The organism is Arthrobacter sp. 10T419, from assembly GCF_056394105.1.
The window spans coordinates 14,556-30,449 of sequence record NZ_JBFTHF010000013.1 but is presented as its reverse complement, the minus strand read 5'-3'; the positions used below and the strand labels follow the sequence as shown (position 1 = coordinate 30,449).

The 15,894-nt window shown below is 67.2% G+C and carries 13 protein-coding genes and 1 pseudogene; 5 read left to right on the top strand and 9 right to left on the bottom strand.

What is annotated here, in order from left to right; translation table 11 throughout:
• Nucleotides 1-253, top strand: a pseudogene (locus AC1DBD_RS17360) (2,3-butanediol dehydrogenase); the annotation flags it as partial.
• Nucleotides 254-375: 122 nt separating this feature from the next.
• Here the strand turns inward: AC1DBD_RS17360 and AC1DBD_RS17355 are convergent.
• From AC1DBD_RS17355 to AC1DBD_RS17340, 4 genes are all read right to left on the bottom strand, one after another.
• A complete protein-coding gene (locus AC1DBD_RS17355) occupies nucleotides 376-573 on the bottom strand; it encodes a hypothetical protein (RefSeq protein ID WP_476982656.1) in 198 nt (65 codons plus the stop codon).
• Nucleotides 574-679: 106 nt separating this feature from the next.
• Complete coding sequence (locus AC1DBD_RS17350; RefSeq protein WP_476982655.1) at nucleotides 680-1,990, bottom strand: hypothetical protein; 1,311 nt, start codon at nucleotides 1,988-1,990, stop codon at nucleotides 680-682.
• 382 nt (nucleotides 1,991-2,372) lie between these two features.
• Nucleotides 2,373-3,629 (bottom strand): SLC13 family permease, encoded by a 1,257-nt coding sequence (locus AC1DBD_RS17345; protein ID WP_476982657.1) that lies wholly within the window; start codon nucleotides 3,627-3,629, stop codon nucleotides 2,373-2,375.
• Between the two features lie 231 nt (nucleotides 3,630-3,860).
• On the bottom strand, nucleotides 3,861-4,979 hold the full coding sequence (locus tag AC1DBD_RS17340; protein ID WP_476982654.1) for a PrpF domain-containing protein: 1,119 nt from the start codon (nucleotides 4,977-4,979) through the stop codon (nucleotides 3,861-3,863).
• A 239-nt stretch (nucleotides 4,980-5,218) separates the two neighbouring features.
• Here AC1DBD_RS17340 and AC1DBD_RS17335 point away from each other — a divergent pair, with 239 nt between their 5' ends.
• Complete coding sequence (locus tag AC1DBD_RS17335; RefSeq protein ID WP_476982653.1) at nucleotides 5,219-6,157, top strand: LysR substrate-binding domain-containing protein; 939 nt, start codon at nucleotides 5,219-5,221, stop codon at nucleotides 6,155-6,157.
• Here AC1DBD_RS17335 and AC1DBD_RS17330 read toward each other — a convergent pair.
• From AC1DBD_RS17330 to AC1DBD_RS17320, 3 genes are all read right to left on the bottom strand, one after another.
• Nucleotides 6,154-7,386, bottom strand: coding sequence for an NAD(P)-binding domain-containing protein (locus AC1DBD_RS17330; RefSeq protein WP_476982652.1), 1,233 nt, complete (start codon nucleotides 7,384-7,386; stop codon nucleotides 6,154-6,156). The genes AC1DBD_RS17335 and AC1DBD_RS17330 overlap by 4 nt on opposite strands.
• A gap of 70 nt (nucleotides 7,387-7,456) precedes the next feature.
• Nucleotides 7,457-8,833 (bottom strand): FAD-binding oxidoreductase, encoded by a 1,377-nt coding sequence (locus tag AC1DBD_RS17325; protein ID WP_476982651.1) that lies wholly within the window; start codon nucleotides 8,831-8,833, stop codon nucleotides 7,457-7,459.
• A 363-nt stretch (nucleotides 8,834-9,196) separates the two neighbouring features.
• Nucleotides 9,197-10,498 carry a GAF domain-containing protein gene (locus AC1DBD_RS17320; protein WP_476982650.1) on the bottom strand — a complete coding sequence of 434 codons (1,302 nt, stop codon included), beginning with the start codon at nucleotides 10,496-10,498 and terminating at the stop codon, nucleotides 9,197-9,199.
• Nucleotides 10,499-10,660: 162 nt separating this feature from the next.
• Here AC1DBD_RS17320 and AC1DBD_RS17315 point away from each other — a divergent pair, with 162 nt between their 5' ends.
• The 3 genes from AC1DBD_RS17315 (at nucleotide 10,661) to AC1DBD_RS17305 (ending at nucleotide 14,139) form a co-directional block, all read left to right on the top strand.
• Entirely contained in the window at nucleotides 10,661-12,451 is a 1,791-nt protein-coding gene (locus AC1DBD_RS17315; protein ID WP_476982649.1) for an NAD(P)-binding domain-containing protein, read from the top strand.
• 96 nt (nucleotides 12,452-12,547) lie between these two features.
• Nucleotides 12,548-13,603, top strand: coding sequence for a 2,3-butanediol dehydrogenase (locus AC1DBD_RS17310; protein WP_476982648.1), 1,056 nt, complete (start codon nucleotides 12,548-12,550; stop codon nucleotides 13,601-13,603).
• A 179-nt stretch (nucleotides 13,604-13,782) separates the two neighbouring features.
• Complete coding sequence (locus AC1DBD_RS17305; protein ID WP_476982647.1) at nucleotides 13,783-14,139, top strand: hypothetical protein; 357 nt, start codon at nucleotides 13,783-13,785, stop codon at nucleotides 14,137-14,139.
• A gap of 9 nt (nucleotides 14,140-14,148) precedes the next feature.
• On the opposite strand, the gene AC1DBD_RS17300 is transcribed toward AC1DBD_RS17305, so the two are convergent.
• Nucleotides 14,149-15,414: a flavin-containing monooxygenase gene (locus AC1DBD_RS17300; protein ID WP_476982646.1), complete on the bottom strand. Its 1,266-nt coding sequence runs from the start codon at nucleotides 15,412-15,414 to the stop codon at nucleotides 14,149-14,151.
• A 2-nt stretch (nucleotides 15,415-15,416) separates the two neighbouring features.
• The gene (locus tag AC1DBD_RS17295; RefSeq protein ID WP_476982645.1) at nucleotides 15,417-15,827 is read right to left on the bottom strand and encodes a TfoX/Sxy family protein; all 411 of its coding nucleotides are present in this window, start codon (nucleotides 15,825-15,827) and stop codon (nucleotides 15,417-15,419) included.
• Nucleotides 15,828-15,894: the final 67 nt, after the last annotated feature.

Sequence of the window (15,894 nt, the reverse complement as noted above, 5' to 3'; positions counted from 1 at the left end):
GGTCAATGTCTCCATCTGGGGCGCGCCCGCCACCGTGGACATGCAGAAGCTGGTGCTCAAGGAGATCGACCTGCGCGGCACCATCGCCTACGTCCGGGACCATCCCGCCGTGATCAGGATGGTGCAGGAGGGCAAGGTGGACCTCAAGCCATTCATCACCGGAAGGATCGCGCTCGACGACCTCGTGGAGCAGGGCTTCGACACCCTCATCAACCACAAGGACACCGCCGTGAAGGTGCTGGTGCATCCATAGCGGCGCGAGACGCAGGGAGTTCAACCTCGAGTCCTTGCTGAATATCGCTTGCCGTGTTCGGCCGATCACGCGGACATCGAGCGTCCATCAATCAAAGTGCTTGGCGGACCTGTATGTCGGACTTACTTCTTCCGCGTCTTTTTTATGACTTCCGCTGCCCGACGGTAGAACTCCATAGCCTTGGGGCTTGTTACAACCTCATAGATCTTTTTACCTTCAATGGCAGCCTTTTTTGCTTTCGCTTGCACTTCGGGGTCAGTGGCGAGAGCGCGGAGCTTGCAGCCGGCGGCCTGTGCCTTGGCTCCGCTGTTCTTCAACATGGCTGCAGCTTTCTCCGCATTTCCAGACATAGTTTTCTCCGTGGGATCAGTAGTTCGTGAAGCGAGACTAGCAATGGGATGCCGCCGGCAGTCCCGTTGAGGGTGCCTAGGCAGCCGCCGCAGGGAAAACTATGAGAGATCCGTCCCTGCTTCGTTCGATCTCAATCGCGACATCGGCCTGGTGGAATCCTGTGGGCAAGCCGTCGCCCATGGATCGAAGGCGATATGCGGCGACGAGTAGGTTGTCGACCTCGCCGGGGGTGAACGCGGGAATCCGGAAACCTCCATCACGCTTCAGCTCAAGAGCCGACAGCCGAATCAGAACTGAGGTGATGGCGGATTCCAGCTCGTCGATGCCACGTTCATCGTCATGCAACGACCCGATGAAGCTCTTGAATGGATTGTCCGTGTCCTGTTGAGCATGTTCCACTGCTTGAAGCACGAGTACCCGGCGTTTTAGAGCGATGGCGAGTCGAGCGATCTCCAGATGCGCGCGGAATACGCCGCCCTCCTCGTTGAAGCCGGGGAACGATTTCGCCAGCGCACCTACTTCGACTGGCCCTTCGGGCAGTGCATCCAGCGCTGCTTGCCACTTCTTGAGCCGCCTCCGGGTTGCTGCGATCGCCGTGCTGATCGCGTGCGATGCGGAATCAAGGCCCAGCGACAGCCCGATGCGGCCTTGGTCGAGGAGGACTGATGTCGCTTTGTCGATCGCTTCGGGACAAGCATCCAGTTCGTTGCGCTCGCTGTCGAGATTGTCGTCGTGCAATTGCTCCAGGAGGTCGGTAATTCGCTCGATCGCTTGCTGGCGTTGGTGATCGGCGTAGGCGCTCGCGCTGACCGCGACGGCCATCAGCACTAGAGGCGCCGCCACTGTCAAAGCCCCGGCGCTCGCGACTGCCACACTAGCGGTCGCGGCGGAGCCGGTTGCGGCGCCGGCAGCAGCCGCGCCTCCAGCGACAGGCACAAACGAGGCTTGCGCAACAGTGGTCCCGGCAGAGTTGACCAACGCGCCCCGAATACCGCCAGCAGCGGCTTTGGAAACCATGGGGTTTACAAGGCCCTTACCGACCTGGGCGGCGACCTTTGCAGGGACCACCATTCGGTAGAGCACGTCACCCGTTTCTGCGACGTTTACCGGAGATGTGGCCTTTGCGGTGTTGGTGACGAGCTCTGCCAGCTGCCTAGCGAGCGGGCTGGCCGCGTGAAGCGCAATCCCGCTGTTCCGATCCCGCGTGGTGGAGATTGGATGTGCTTCCAGAGTGACCACAGGGGAGTCCGCAAGCGCAGCGAGTACGGTTCTCAGTTCAGCGAGCCGCCCCGGTGTCATACCGTCGTTGCCAAGCACGTTCGACACGCTAACTGCCTCGGTAGCGAGCGCCCATACGGGCACGAGCGCCTTATTCTCCGTGGTCATTTTCTTGTCCCCTCCCAAACTGAAACCGCAACGAGCGGTAGTAGCGACCCCAATAGTATCTTTGTGGCGCCGCCTCGCAGCCCCTACTGGGCTCAGTGGGGCTTTCGATGAGGCGAGAGATATAGGTCAGAACTCACGAGGCACAGCCGTCCGCCCCAGCCGCGCATCGAACCCCTCTTTCACCAAGGCGAGGTGCGCGGGGACGTTATCGCTGAGGACGAGTCCGCCGTCGCCCGCTCCTTCAAATGGCGGTGCAGGTGGACGCCCCAGCGGCCGAAGTCCAGTAGGTGGATGCTGTGGCCGCCGGGCTGTAAACATCGCAAAATCAAAGGCAGGCCGGCTCTGAAAGCCGGCCTGCCTTTGGCCCGTAACAAGAGCCCGCCTACATAACCCCGGTCGGCACCAGCAGCACCCAGGCCAGCGCCGGCGCCACCAGGACCACACCTCCGGCGTACATCATGAGCTGGCGGTAGACGCGCTGGCGGTCGTTGTCGCGGGCGTTGGCCACCACCAGGGCGCCGTCGGTGGAGAAGGGGGAGACGTCCACCACGGTGGCCGCGATAGCGAGGGCCGCGACGGTTCCGGAGGCGCTGAGCGAGCTGGTGGCCAGCAGCGGCCCGGCCATCGGGATGAAGGCGGTGAGCAGCGCCGTCGAGGACGCGAACGCGGAGCCGACGCCGATGACGTAGCAGAGGACCAGGGCGATCAGCAGCGGAGCGCCCAGGGCGAGGGCCATCTCGGCGAGGGTGTCGATGACGCCCACGTGCTGGAGCAGGGAGACGTAGGTGATCATGCCGGCCACCAGCAGCACGGTGGACCAGGACACGCCGCCGATGAACGTCTTGTGTTCCTTGATGTTGACGAACGCCAGCAGCAGGCCGGCGGAGAGGGCCACAAAGCCGATCGGCATGTGGAAGCCCAGCGTGCACACCAGGATCACGGCGATCAGCACCAGGGTGAAGATCTGCTGGCCCCCGGGACGGCCGGTGCGGGCCGTGTCCAGACCGGTGTACTCGTTGCCGTGCTTGTCGCGCAGCTTGCCCAGCAGGGCGAACAGCACGATGGTCAGTGCGGAAAGAATGAAGTTCAGGGCAAAGCTGGCCGTGAAGAGCCCGCCCTGCGAGATGGGGAAGCCGTTCTTCAGCGCGATGTCGTGCACCAGCACGCCGGCAACGGAAAGCGGGGAGAAGCCGCCGGCGTGGGCGCCGTTGATGACGAAGGCGCCCATCAGGACCGGGTGGATGCGCGACTCGTACGCCAGTCCCAGGGCCGCCGGTGCCAGCAGCGCCACCGCTGCCGGGGAGAAGGTGCCCAGCGAGGTCAGCGCGGCAGCCAGCAGGAAGAACACCCAGGGAAGCAGCATCGTCTTGCCCCGCACCAGGCGCACGCAGGTCTGGACGATGATGTCGATGGACCCGTTCCGCTGGGCCATGCTGAAGAAGTAGGTCACGCCGATGATCGTCAGGACGATGCTGGCCGGGAAGTCCTCCAGGATTTCCTTGTCGCTCATGCCGAGCATGAAGTAGCCGACGCCGAAGGACGCCACCAGCCCCATGACGCCGATGTTCAGCGGCCATTTGGTGGCGACGACGAACATCACCACGAGGATGACAAGCGGGATGATCTGGGTGGCGGTCATGGTCGGCTCCGAGTCAGGGGCGGCCGCGGGGTTGAACAGGCCACCTCCAAACAGGAGGGCGACCAGACCCAGGACAGCGATCGCGGCTACCGTCACCAGCAGGATACGGCGGCGGCGGTCCGGGCGCCGGGAGGGCTCGACGCGGGTGTCGCCGGGGGCGGTCTGTTGCGGTGCCTTTTCTACGGTTTCTTCTGCAGTCTTTTCTGCGATGTTAGTCATGATGCTTTCTCCTCATCGAGTAGCGCTGGCAAAGGAGGCGCCGACGGCGGTGCCGAGGGCCTCGGGAAGGTGGATGGTGGTGGTGGCGATGGTGCGGGCTGTGCGGTCGACGCCGACGAGCAGTTGCCCGTCCCGTTCCTCGCTCCAGGTTTCGATGACCCCGGCCGGGGTGCGCAGCCGCAGGGTGGGGCGAACGGTCCCGCCGGTGATGTCGGCAAGCAGCGTGCCCGGGGTGCGGGCCGCGAGGGTCAGGGCGATGCTTCCGGTGATGGCCAGGGCCGGGTGCGGCTTGCCCATCGAAAGCATGACGACGGCGACGTCGCTGTCGGCGTCGGACGGGGCAGGGGCCCCCGCGACGGCGACCTTGGGGACGGCGCGGGCGGCCTCGGCGGGCGTTGCCGCGAGCCCCATCCGCACGGCTGCCTGGCGCCGGATGTGTTCCAGGGTGTCCAGCTGCAGTTCCAGCCCGGCGGGCCAGCTGCCGTAGCGCTCCGGGTCGAGACCCAGGTCCTCGGCGCGCAGCATGACGACCGGCGCTCCGGCGTCGACCATGGAGACAGTCCAGCGGGTCCCGCCGGCGACGATGGTGTCGGTGGCCGATCCGGTGGGAAGCAGCTGGCCCGTGGTTTTGCCGGCCGGGTCCAGGAAGCCGAGCCCCACCCGGTAGCCGGGGAACGGGACGCCGGGCATCTGGGCCTGCGGGACGATCGGCAGGGCGCCGGCCGGCGTCGCGACCCGCTGGATGATGACCTGGCCGGTGTTGGTGTTGCGGGTGACGATCCGGGTGACGTCGCCGTCGGGAACCACCCAGCCCTTTTCGATGGCGTACAGGCCCACCACTGCCGAGCAGTTGCCGCAGTTGCTGCCCCAATCCACGGCGGCCTCTTCGATGCCCACCTGGGCGAAGGTGAATTCGACGTCGACGCCGGCGTCGGCGGGGCGGTGCAGGATCATCGCCTTGCTGGTGGTGGAGGTGGCGCCGCCCACCCCGTCGATCTGCCGGTGGTCGGGGCTGCCGAACAGCCGGGGCAGCAGGACGTCCGGGCTGGTCCCGGTTTCATCCAGCTGGCCGGTTTCGAAGACCCAGCATTTGCTGGTGCCTCCGCGCATCCACTCCGCCTCGATCTTCATGGTCTGTTCCTTGCTTCGGTTCTGCCCAAGTGTTCAAGGGCTTGATTCGAGATTGATTCAGATCACAAATGAAGACAAGGTTGGATTTCTGTATAGGACTGTAGCGATGCTTCAATCACTGTCACTGAGGCCCATGCTGTCCCACTTACCGGGATGCCGTCGTCGGAAATTGCTCCCGCCACCCCGCGCAAGGGAGCGTGAATGTATAGAATTAACAAATTCAACAGAAGGGTAAAGCGTTGCTTAACGATCCTGATCAGGAATTGTTCGACATCCGGCGCCTTGCCTTGCTGGTGGAGGTGGTGGAGCAGGGGTCGATCACCGCCGCGGCCGAGCTGATGATGTACACGCCCTCCGCCGTCTCGCAGCAGCTGCGGAAGCTCGAGCAGGAAGTCGGGCAGCCGCTGCTGAACCGCCGTTCCCGCGGAGTGGTGCCCACCGAGGCCGGGCAGGTCCTCGCCGGGCACGCGCGCAAGGTCATCGGGCAGATGCGCGCCGCCCAGTCGGACCTGGACCAGATCGCGGGCCTCAAGCGGGGCTCCCTGACGGTTGGCACGTTTCCGACGCTCGCCGGCTCGTTCCTGCCGGTGGTCATCCGGGCCTTCAAGAAGCGGTACCCGGCAATTGGCCTGTCCGTCCGCAGTGCGCGCTTCGATGACTTGGTGAGCGACCTGCAGTCCGGAGTGACCGGGCTGTGCCTGCTGTGGGACTACCCCTGGAACCGCTTTCAGGACGATTCGATCCGGATCACGGAGGTCTTCCAGGAAAGCACCGTCCTGCTGGTGTCCCGCAGCCATCCGCTGGCCGACCGCGAGGAGATCCGGATGGAGGAGCTACGCAAGGAATCGTGGATCGTGCGGGCCGAGGCGCACCCCGTCGTCGAGGTGCTGCAACGCTCCGCCCATGAAGCCGGGTTCGAACCGACCATCGGCTTCCTGGCCAACGACTACCAGGAAGCGCAGGCGATGGTGAGTGTCGGCATGGGCGTGGCCATGGTGCCGAAGACGGCCGTGGCCCTGCAGCACCCGGACGTCCGGGTGATCAGCCTCGGTTCCGCCGCGCCCCTGCGGCGGGTGCTGCTGGCCCAGCGCCAGGACAAGGTCTACGCCCCGGCCGAGGTCGCGTTCCATTCCACGCTGCTGGAAATCGCCCGCGAACGCGCCGGCGACTACCTCTAGGGACGGCGCCCCCGAGACATCCGATCGGCCAGGAATTCGGCGTCGTCGCCCACACCCGAGAGCAGCCCGGACTTGAACGTGTGCATCCAGTGCAGCCCAAGGAAGTACAGGCCCGGAACGGCGGTGACGCCGTGCTGCTGGGCGGGCCGGCCGCGGGCATCGAACACCGGAATCCTGACCCAGCCATAGTCGTAGCCGTACCCCGTCGCCCAGACGATAGTGGTAATGCCTTCCGCCGGGAGGCTCAGCGATTCGACCTCCTGCACACCGGGAAGAGGCTCTGGTTCCCCCGGGTCCGCCTCGGTGAGCCCATCCTCACCGCCTCTTGTGATGAAGTCCCGGGCTGCCGCCACGAAGCCGGCGTACGCCTGATCGGCCTCATCGAGGATCTGATTCGCGTTGGCTTGCACCCCCAGCTCGCCGCCTGACGCTCCGGTGACCCGGCCAATCACGTTCGCGCCGGCTGCCGCAAGCTTGCGAACGTCGACGTCGTAGCCGCCGTTCACCCCTGTCACGACCGTCGACGGCGGGTACTGACGCCCGGGAAAGCTGTCGATGGTTTGCGCGAAACGGCCCAGTGCGTCGAACCACCAGTAGGCGTCCTTGCCCCGGAAGCGCCGCGGGGCGCGCCGGTGCCTGCTGACCGAGAGGTAGACGCGGCGTCCGGCACGGAGCAGCTCATCGGCGATCTGGGTGCCGGAGGCCCCGCTGCCGACAACCAGCACGGCACCTTCCGGCAGGGCCTCGGGACGCCGGTAGTGCGTGGGGTCGAGCTGCAGGACCGATCGTGGGACCTCCTGCGCCAAGGCGGGGATCCGGGGAAGCTGAAAGGGCCCCGTCGCGATGACGACGTTCCGCGCCCGGATGGACCCGTCCGCCAGGGACAGCTTGAAGCCCTCGTCCCCGCCGAGCGCTGCGAGAGCCTGGACTTCGGTGTGTTCACGCACGGGCGCCGCCAGGTGCCCCGCGTAGTCCTCCAGGAGACCGAGGATCCCGCGGTAGTGGGCGAACCCCTCCGGATCGGGCCCCTGATATGCGTAGCCAGGCAGCTGCAGGGTCCAGTTCGGGAACTGAAAGCGAAGGGAATCCCATCGCTCGGTCCGCCAGCGCTCACCGACCCGCCCGCGCTCCAAGACGACGTGGTCGCGGCCTTGCTGCTGCAGCACCCGACTCATCGCGAGCCCGGCCTGACCGCCGCCGATGACAACAATGTCCTGCTGCTCCCGCATGCTCAGCTCCTGGGAACCGGTGACCCACCCGGCGTACCAACCGCATGCACTCGCCGGGTTGATTGAAGTGTCAGCCTGCCGGCTTGATGTTTTGGTTGATGTGGAAGAGGTTGCCGGGATCGTACTTGGCCTTGACTTGGGCGAGGCGGGCGTAGTTCCCAGCGTAGGTGTCCTCGATGTGTGGCTGGTCGTCGGCGTCGAGGAAGTTCACGTAGCCCGCACCGGATCCGAGGGGTTGGAGTTCGGCATAGTAGTCGCGCACCCATTTCCTATTGGCTTCATTGTCGGCCGGATCCTCCCAGTGGCAGGCTATGTCCACTGCGAAGTCGGCGTCGCGGTAGGGGAACGCGGTCTCGTCCCGCCCGACCCGCTGGACGGCACCGTTAATGGGGTAGAAGTGGTTGGCCGTCTGGACGCTCGGAATGGCCTCGCCGAACTTCTCAGCGACACGGACGACGTCGTCGCTCAGCCGAGGCAGGAACGCGGACTTCCAGTAGGCCTGCAGGCCCTTGGGATACATGGGGTCGAAGAGTGTATTTAGCACCGTGTACGGAATGGGACCCAAGAAGGAACCGGCGGCGGGCGCGACGTCGAGGAACGGCTGCCATTGACGCTCCCCTTCGTCGTGGGGGCCAGCCCAGCCGCCCACCAGCACCACCACGGGCTTCCCGTGATATTCCTCAGGCAGGAAGGGGACAGGCGGCCCCTGGTGGAAGCCCAGGAACACTCCCATTTCCTCCGGTGCGGTGGCGATGTAATCCCGGTAGAGCCGTGCCACCGCGTCGGCGTGTTCTAGAAGGTAGATGATCACTCCGCCGTAGAGAACATCCACGGGGTGAAGGTTGAACTCGAAGGAAGTCACGACGCCGAAGTTGCCGGTCCCGCCGCGCAGCGCCCAGAAGAGGTCTTCGTTTTGCGTGTCGCTGGCGACCAGAAATTTCCCGTCGGCGGTCACTACGTCCGCGGACTTCAGGTTGTCGCACGAGAGCCCGTATTTGCGGGCCAGGTAGCCGATGCCTCCGCCCAGAGTTAGACCAGCAACACCTGTTGATCCAATGATGCCTCCGGTGGTGGCAAGGCCGAAGGCGCACGTGGCGTGGTTGAAGTCCGCCCACGTCACTCCGGCTTCGGCCCGTGCTGTCGCATTGGCAGGATCCACGCGCACGCCCCGGCAGCCAGTGAAGTCGATGACGAGGCCGCCGTCGCAGGTCCCGAACCCGGGTGCGCTGTGGCCGCCGCCGCGCAGCGCCAGGTCCAAACCGGTGTCCCGCGCGAAGTTCACGCCTGCAATGACGTCCGCGACTTGCGACACGCGCAGGATGGCTGCGGGGCGTTTGTCGATCATTCCGTTGAAGACGGCGCGCGCGGTGTCGTAGTCCGCGTGATCGCTCGTGATGATCTGGCCCCGCACTTTCTCCTGGAGGGCCTGGAAAGAGCTGTTGTCCACCGTGTACTCCGATTCACCCGGGCCGGGCATGCCCGGGCAACTGGGCACGGCCGCTGGGTCGTGCCGGGTAATGGGTTTAGCAGCCGATGGGGCCCTGGGTCTTGGAGGGCAAAAGCCTATGCCGCAGGCTTCCACAGCGGCGGAGACCTTATGCACCTTGGCAACCCGGCATCGTTACGCGGGTTGCCTTGGCGTGATTCCGAGACGGGGTTCGCCCTCGTCTCAACGGGTTACAGCACGGCTACTCGTAAATTACCCCCGCCCCATACGGCGGTCAATAACCTGCTGCGCGGCCCCGCCTTGCCCGTTCGGCCAATGGGTTCTACTTCGCTACCAGCCCCGGCAGCCTGTCTCCGGGCCCGGTCAGGCTCCGGCGGAGGCGCGGAACGCCAGGTACCGCGGGTCCCCGCGACCCAGCAGCGCTCCCAGGACCTCCGCCGCCTCGGCGTCGGCGGATCCCATGTCCGTGGAGAGCCAGCGCATCAGGAGCCCGGGGTCGGCGCTGGCGCGTACGGCCGATCCCACGGCAAGGTCCAACTGGTCCCGGAGCAGCTGGACCGCTAAAACGCCGGACCGGCTGAGGAGGGGAGCCCGGTAGGATTCCAGCGCTTCGGCCACCCGGCCCTCGCGCAGCTGCGCCAGCACCCGCCCCGAGTCGGACCGGCCGGCCACGTCCGCCGCCAGCCGGTACGGGTTGGACAGCACCGCCTCGCCGAGCAGCGACCGGAGCCGGAACATCTCGGTGCGGATGGCCTGCGGAGTCCCGGCGTCGCCGTGCAGTTCATAGGCCAGCTCCTCCGCCGCCCAGCCCTGGGCGCGGGAGTCCAGCAGCGCCAGGATCTCCGCGCGGCGCGGCGTCAACGTCACGCGGCTGCCGTCGGCCAGCACCGCCGCGGGCTTGTCGCCCAGCAGTTCCAGGGACGCCACCGCCGCCCTCGGCAGCGGGTCAACCGGGCCGCGAAGGCGCTCGCGGGGGCGCTGCCCGCCCGGGCCCGACGGCGCACCCGCGGAAGTCCCGCCGTCGGGCGTCCCCAAGAGCGACTCCGCCACCCGCGCGGCGCACCGCACCATCCGCAGGGTGTCCGAACTGATCGTGTCCAGCGGCCCCGAGACGTCCAGCACCCCGAGCACCCGCCCGGTGGCCGGATCCGTGATGGGCGCCGCCGAACACGCCCACTCGTGGTGCGTGCGGACCAGGTGCTCGGCGGAAAACAGCTGCACCGGGCCGCCGGTGACCAGGGCCTCGCTGATGGCGTTGGTGCCGATCCCGGCCTCGGACCAGTCGGCCCCTTCCAGGAACTCCAGCCGGTCAGCCTGCCGCAGGACGGCCGGGCTGCCCACCCGCCACAGGATCTCGCCGCTGGCATCGGTCAACACCAGCAAGTGCCGGCCGCTCCGCGAATCATCGGCCAGCAGCTCGTGCAGGGCCGGCATCACGCGCTGCAGCCGGTGCTCCCGCCGGAGCTCCAGCACCTCGGACACCTCGTGCAGGTGCCGCGGGCTGTGCTGGTCCGGGCTGATGCCCAGCGCCATGGCCCGGTGCCATGAATCGGCCAGGCTGGCGGGGATTTCGGGGCGCGGGACACCGGAGATGACGAGTTCATGTGCGCGGCGCAGGGTCCGTGCATACCGTGCCGGGTCAGAGAACCTCAGGCCGTAGTCCACTCAGCTCCTCCCCGCAGTCGGCGGCAGTGCCAGACCGGTGGGCGTGTAACGCCGCTGTTACCCCCGGCGCGCTCCAATGGTGATGCAGCTCACGCTCGCCCCAGCATATCGCAGGGTACCGGCGGGACGGGGCTCACCTGGCAACATCACAAAGGAGTGGAGATGACCGGAACACCAACCGCTGCCGCGCAGGCCTGGCTGGCGCGCTTTGATGACGCGCTGCAACGACGCGACCTGGACGCGGCCCTGGAGCTTTTCGAGGATGACAGCTACTGGCGCGACTTCGTGGCGTTCACCTGGAACCTGAAGACCCTCGAGGGTAAGGCGGACATCCGACGCATGCTGGAAGCGACACTGGAACGCGTACAGCCCGCGGGCTGGGCGCTCGCGGAGGACGCCACCGGGGACCCCGACGCCGTGGAAGCCTGGATCACGTTCGAGACCGGCGACGCCCGCGGCTATGGCCACCTCCGGCTGAGGAACGGCAAGTGCTGGACGCTGCTGACCACCATGCAGGAGTTGAAGGGCTTCGAGGAGAAGAAAGGCCCGCGCCGTGAGCAGGGCGTGGCCCATCAGATCGTCCGCGGCCGCCGGTCCTGGCTGGAACTGAAGGAAGAGCAGGAGGCCCGGCTCGGCTACGAGGAGCAGCCGTACTGCGTGATCATCGGCGGCGGGCAGGGCGGCATCGGCCTCGCCGCCCGGCTGCGGCGCCTCGGCGTGCCCACCATCATCATCGAGAAGAACCAGAACCCCGGCGACTCCTGGCGGAACCGCTACAAGTCCCTGCACCTGCACGATCCCGTCTGGTACGACCACCTGCCATACCTGAAGTTCCCGGACGACTGGCCGGTCTTCGCCGCGAAGGACAAGATCGGCGACTGGCTGGAGCACTACACCCGGATCATGGAGCTGAACTACTGGTCCGGCACCGAATGCGTGGGAGCGGCGTACGACGACGGCACGCAGGAATGGACGGTCGACGTCGTCCGCAACGGCGAACCGGTGACGCTGCGGCCCAAGCAGCTGGTGTTTGCCCTGGGCGTCTCCGGCTACCCGAGCATCCCCGCGTTCGACGGCGCCGAGAGTTTCCTGGGCGAGCAGCGCCACTCCTCGCAACACCCCGGCGGCGGGGACTGGACGGGCAAGAAGGCCGTGGTGATCGGCTCGAACAACTCGGCGCACGACATCTGCGCGGACCTCTGGGAGCACGGCGCCGACGTCACCATGGTGCAGCGCTCCTCCACCCACATCGCCCGCAGCGAGTCGCTGATGGACCTCGCCCTGGGCGATCTGTACTCGGAGCGGGCGCTCGCCAACGGCATCACCACGGAGAAGGCGGACCTGCTGTTCGCCTCGCTTCCCATGCGGGTGCTTCCCGGGGCACAGGTGCCGGTGTACCAGCAGATGGCCGAGCGGGACGCGGAGTTCTACTCCCAGCTCGAGGCCGCCGGCTTCGACCTGGACTTCGGCGTGGACGGGTCCGGCCTGTTCGTGAAGTACCTGCGGCGCGGCTCGGGCTACTACATCGACGTCGGCGCTTCCCAGCTGCTCATCGACGGGCGGGTGAAGCTGAAGTCCGGCCAGGTCGCCAAGATCACCGGCAACGCCGTCGTGATGGACGACGGGACCGAGCTGGAGGCGGACCTTATTGTCTACGCCACCGGCTACGGCTCGATGAACGGCTGGCTTGCGGACCTGGTCTCTCCCGAAATCGCGGACAAAGTAGGAAAATGCTGGGGATACGGCTCGGATACGCCAAAGGACCCTGGTCCGTGGGAGGGGGAGCTGCGCAATATGTGGAAGCCCACCAATGTACCCAGCCTGTGGATCCACGGCGGCAACCTGCACCAGAGCCGGCACTACTCCGCCTACCTGGCCCTGCAGCTGAAGGCCCGGATGGAAGGACTCGAAACGCCTGTTTACGAACTGCAGCCAAGCCACCATACCCGCTGACCGGGCTCAATCGGCGGCCGCCGGCTGGACCCAACCGGCGGCCACCGGCCGGCCCGGTGAAACCCCATATCCGTTCCACTGACTGGAAGGACCATCATGAAGGCAGCACGTTTCCATGGCCGCAAGGACATCCGGATCGAGGACATCCCCGAGCCGGAGCTACGGGCCGGCGCGGTAAAGATCGACGTTGCGTGGTGCGGCATTTGCGGCACTGACCTGCACGAATACCTGGAAGGCCCCATTTTCTGCCCGGCGCCGGGGCACCCGCACCCGCTCTCGCACGAGGAGTCACCGGTGACCCTGGGGCACGAGTTTTCCGGGACCGTCTCTGAGGTCGGCGACGGGGTGGAGGGCCTCGCGGTGGGGGACAACGTCGTCGTCGAACCGTATTTTGTGGACGGTGACTGCGATATGTGTCAGGCGGGCAGTTACCACCTGTGCCGGCAGATGGGCTTCATTGGACTCTCCGGCGGCGGTGGCGGGCTGAGCGAGAAGATCGTGGTGGACCAGCGGTGGGTGCACCCCATCGGCGACATCCCGCTGGACGAGGCGGCGCTGATCGAGCCGCTCTCCGTGGCGCACCACGCGGTGGCGCGCAGCGGCGCCAAGGCCGGCGACGTGGCCCTGGTGGGCGGGTCGGGCCCGATCGGGCTGTTGACCGCGGCCGTCCTCAAGGGCATGGGAGTGACGACGATCATCAGCGAACTGACCCAGGCCCGGAAGGAAAAGGCCGTCTCCAGCGGGGTGGCGGACCACGTGCTGGACCCCAGCCTGGAAAACGTCCCGGCCCGGGTGCTGGAACTCACCGGCGGGACCGGCGCCGACGTCGCCTTCGAATGCGCCGGCGTGAACGCGGTGCTCGACACCATGCTCGACGCCGTCCGGCCCGGGGGAGTGGTGGTCAACGTCTCCATCTGGGGCGCGCCCGCCACCGTGGACATGCAGAAGCTGGTGCTCAAGGAGATCGACCTGCGCGGCACCATCGCCTACGTCCGGGACCATCCCGCCGTGATCAGGATGGTGCAGGAGGGCAAGGTGGACCTCAAGCCCTTCATCACCGGAAGGATCGCGCTCGACGACCTCGTGGAACAGGGCTTCGACACCCTCATCAACCACAAGGACACCGCCGTGAAGGTGCTGGTGCATCCGTAGCGGCAGGAGCGCCGGGGGTTGCGCTGTGTGTTGCCGGAGGTCTGCGGTCCCCGGCAGCGCTGCGGGTTGCACGGCTCCGGGGCCCCATGGCGCCGCCTGAAGCTGGCTCGGCGGAGAGCTTCTGAGCCGGGTAACAGTCGGGTGTTCCCATCTCGGGTCTGGGTTGGAACAATGCTGCCATGGCACGAATTCTTGGGTTCCTGTTGTTCCTGGCCGTGGTGGTCTACGTGATCGCCGCAACGTGGCTGTTCGTCCTCGCGCTGGTCCTGACCGTGGCGATCGTCAAACATGTGCGCACCCGGCACCGCGTCGCCCCGCGGGCCGCCCCGGCAGCCAAGCTCCACCACAACGCTCCAGCCGTCCCGCGCGCTATCCCGAGCCCCGCCCCGGCCCCGGCGCCGGCCTATTTGTCCCGGTGGTCGGTCCAGCGCCGGTGGGTCGTCGCCGGTGACAAGGACGACTGGGACCAGGCCTTCCGGGACGCCGAGCTTCGGGCGCAGGTTTGCGCCGCCGGACATGAGGCCTCCCGGAGGTAGCGCGCGCCGTCACCGCCCCGCGATGTGCCCCGCCACGAACTCTGCGTCGTCGCCCACCACGGACAGCGTGGCCGACAGGTGCTTCGTGAGCCAGGGCAGGCCCACGGCATAGAGACCCGGGACCTCAGTGACGCCCCGGCGGTGCCGCGGGTAGTTCCACTCGTCCAGCACGGGCGCGTCGAGGAAGCCAAAGTCCAGGCCGTAGCCGGTGCACCAGATGACCGAGGTGACACCCTCGGCAGCCAGGTCGAGCCGCGCCCCCGAGTCTGCGGGCAGCCACTCGTCCGCCGGCGCGGGTTCCGCGGGCGGGGCGTCGATGCCTGCCGCGGCGATGTAGGCGTCGGCCATTCGCCCAAGGCGCTCACGGAACCCCGCCTCCACCAGGGCGAGGCGCGCGGGGAGATCGTCGCTGAAGACGAGGCCGCCGTCGTCCGTTCCCTCAAACCGACCGTGCAGGCGGACGCCCCGGCGGCCGAGGTCGCGGAGGTGGATGCCATGGCCGCCGCCGTTGCCGGAGATCAGCGGGTTGCACATGAACCGCGCCGCCGGTGACGGCAGATGGTCCGCCTGGAGGCCGTTGATGCCGAATTCGGGGCCGTGGAGGTTGACCTGCAGGATCCACTGGAAAACATCCTGGCCGCGGTACCGCCGCGGAGCCTCGGGGCAGGTGGAGACGGACAGGTGGACCTCTCGGCCGGCATCGAGCAGGTCCTCGGTGATCTGCCCGCCGGACTGCCCGGTGCCCACCACCAGCACGGCGCCGTCGGGAAGCTGCTGCGCGTTGCGGAAGTCGTGGCTGTGCAGCTGGCGGATGTGCCCGGGGAGATTGCCTGCCGACGCCGGAATCCGCGGACGCTGGAAGGCGCCGTTCGCGAGGACCACGTTCCGCGCGAGCCAGCGGCCCTGATTGGTCTCCACCGTGAAGCGGCCGTCGACGACGCCGACCCGGGTCACCTCCTTGCCGAGCCGGACCGGCGCCTTGATCCGCGCGGCGTAGTCGCGGAACAGTCTGATCACCTCATCCCGGGGGAGGAAGGCGTCCGGCTCGGGACCGTCGTAGCTCAGCTCCGGCAGCAGGAACGAAAAATTCGGGGTGTTCAGGAAGAACGAATCCCAGCGGTCCTGCCAGGCGCCGCCCAGCTCCGGCCGCTGCTCCAGCACGTAGTGGTCGACGCCGTACCGGCTCAGCCAGCAGCTGGTCGCCAGGCCGGCCTGCCCCGCGCCGACCACCAGGGTGTCGGCCGACTGGACGGATCCCGCGCCGGGGGAGGGCATGGCTACTTCTTCGGCACTTTCGGTGCCTTGGAGGCCTTGGCCGCCTTGGAGGCCTTGGGCGCCTTGGGCGGCTGCCCGGCCACATACTCGAACGCCCTTTCCACCCAGGCCCTGGCGCGCTCCTCGCCGGTGCCGCCGCCGTCGCCGTTCCAGACCTCCGGCAATCCGGTGTAGCCGCCCATAGGGCGCTCGGCCGGGCCGAACGGAACGGTCCGCTCGGTGCTTTCGAGCGTCTCCTTGTCCGTCTCGGAGAGCTTCACGCCGATGGTGGGACCGAACAGGCCGGCGAACATGTTACCGTTCACGAACGCCCCGAGGTTGCCGAACATCGGCTTGATGACCACCCCGGGATGGTCCGGAATCAGCGAGCGGAAGTGCTCCTTGTCGGCGTCGGACGCTTTGGGCATTTCCATGGGAGCCTTCCGGAACTGGGGGCCATTGAACGGGTCTTTCTGCAGGATATGCCCGGGGCCGCGCCCG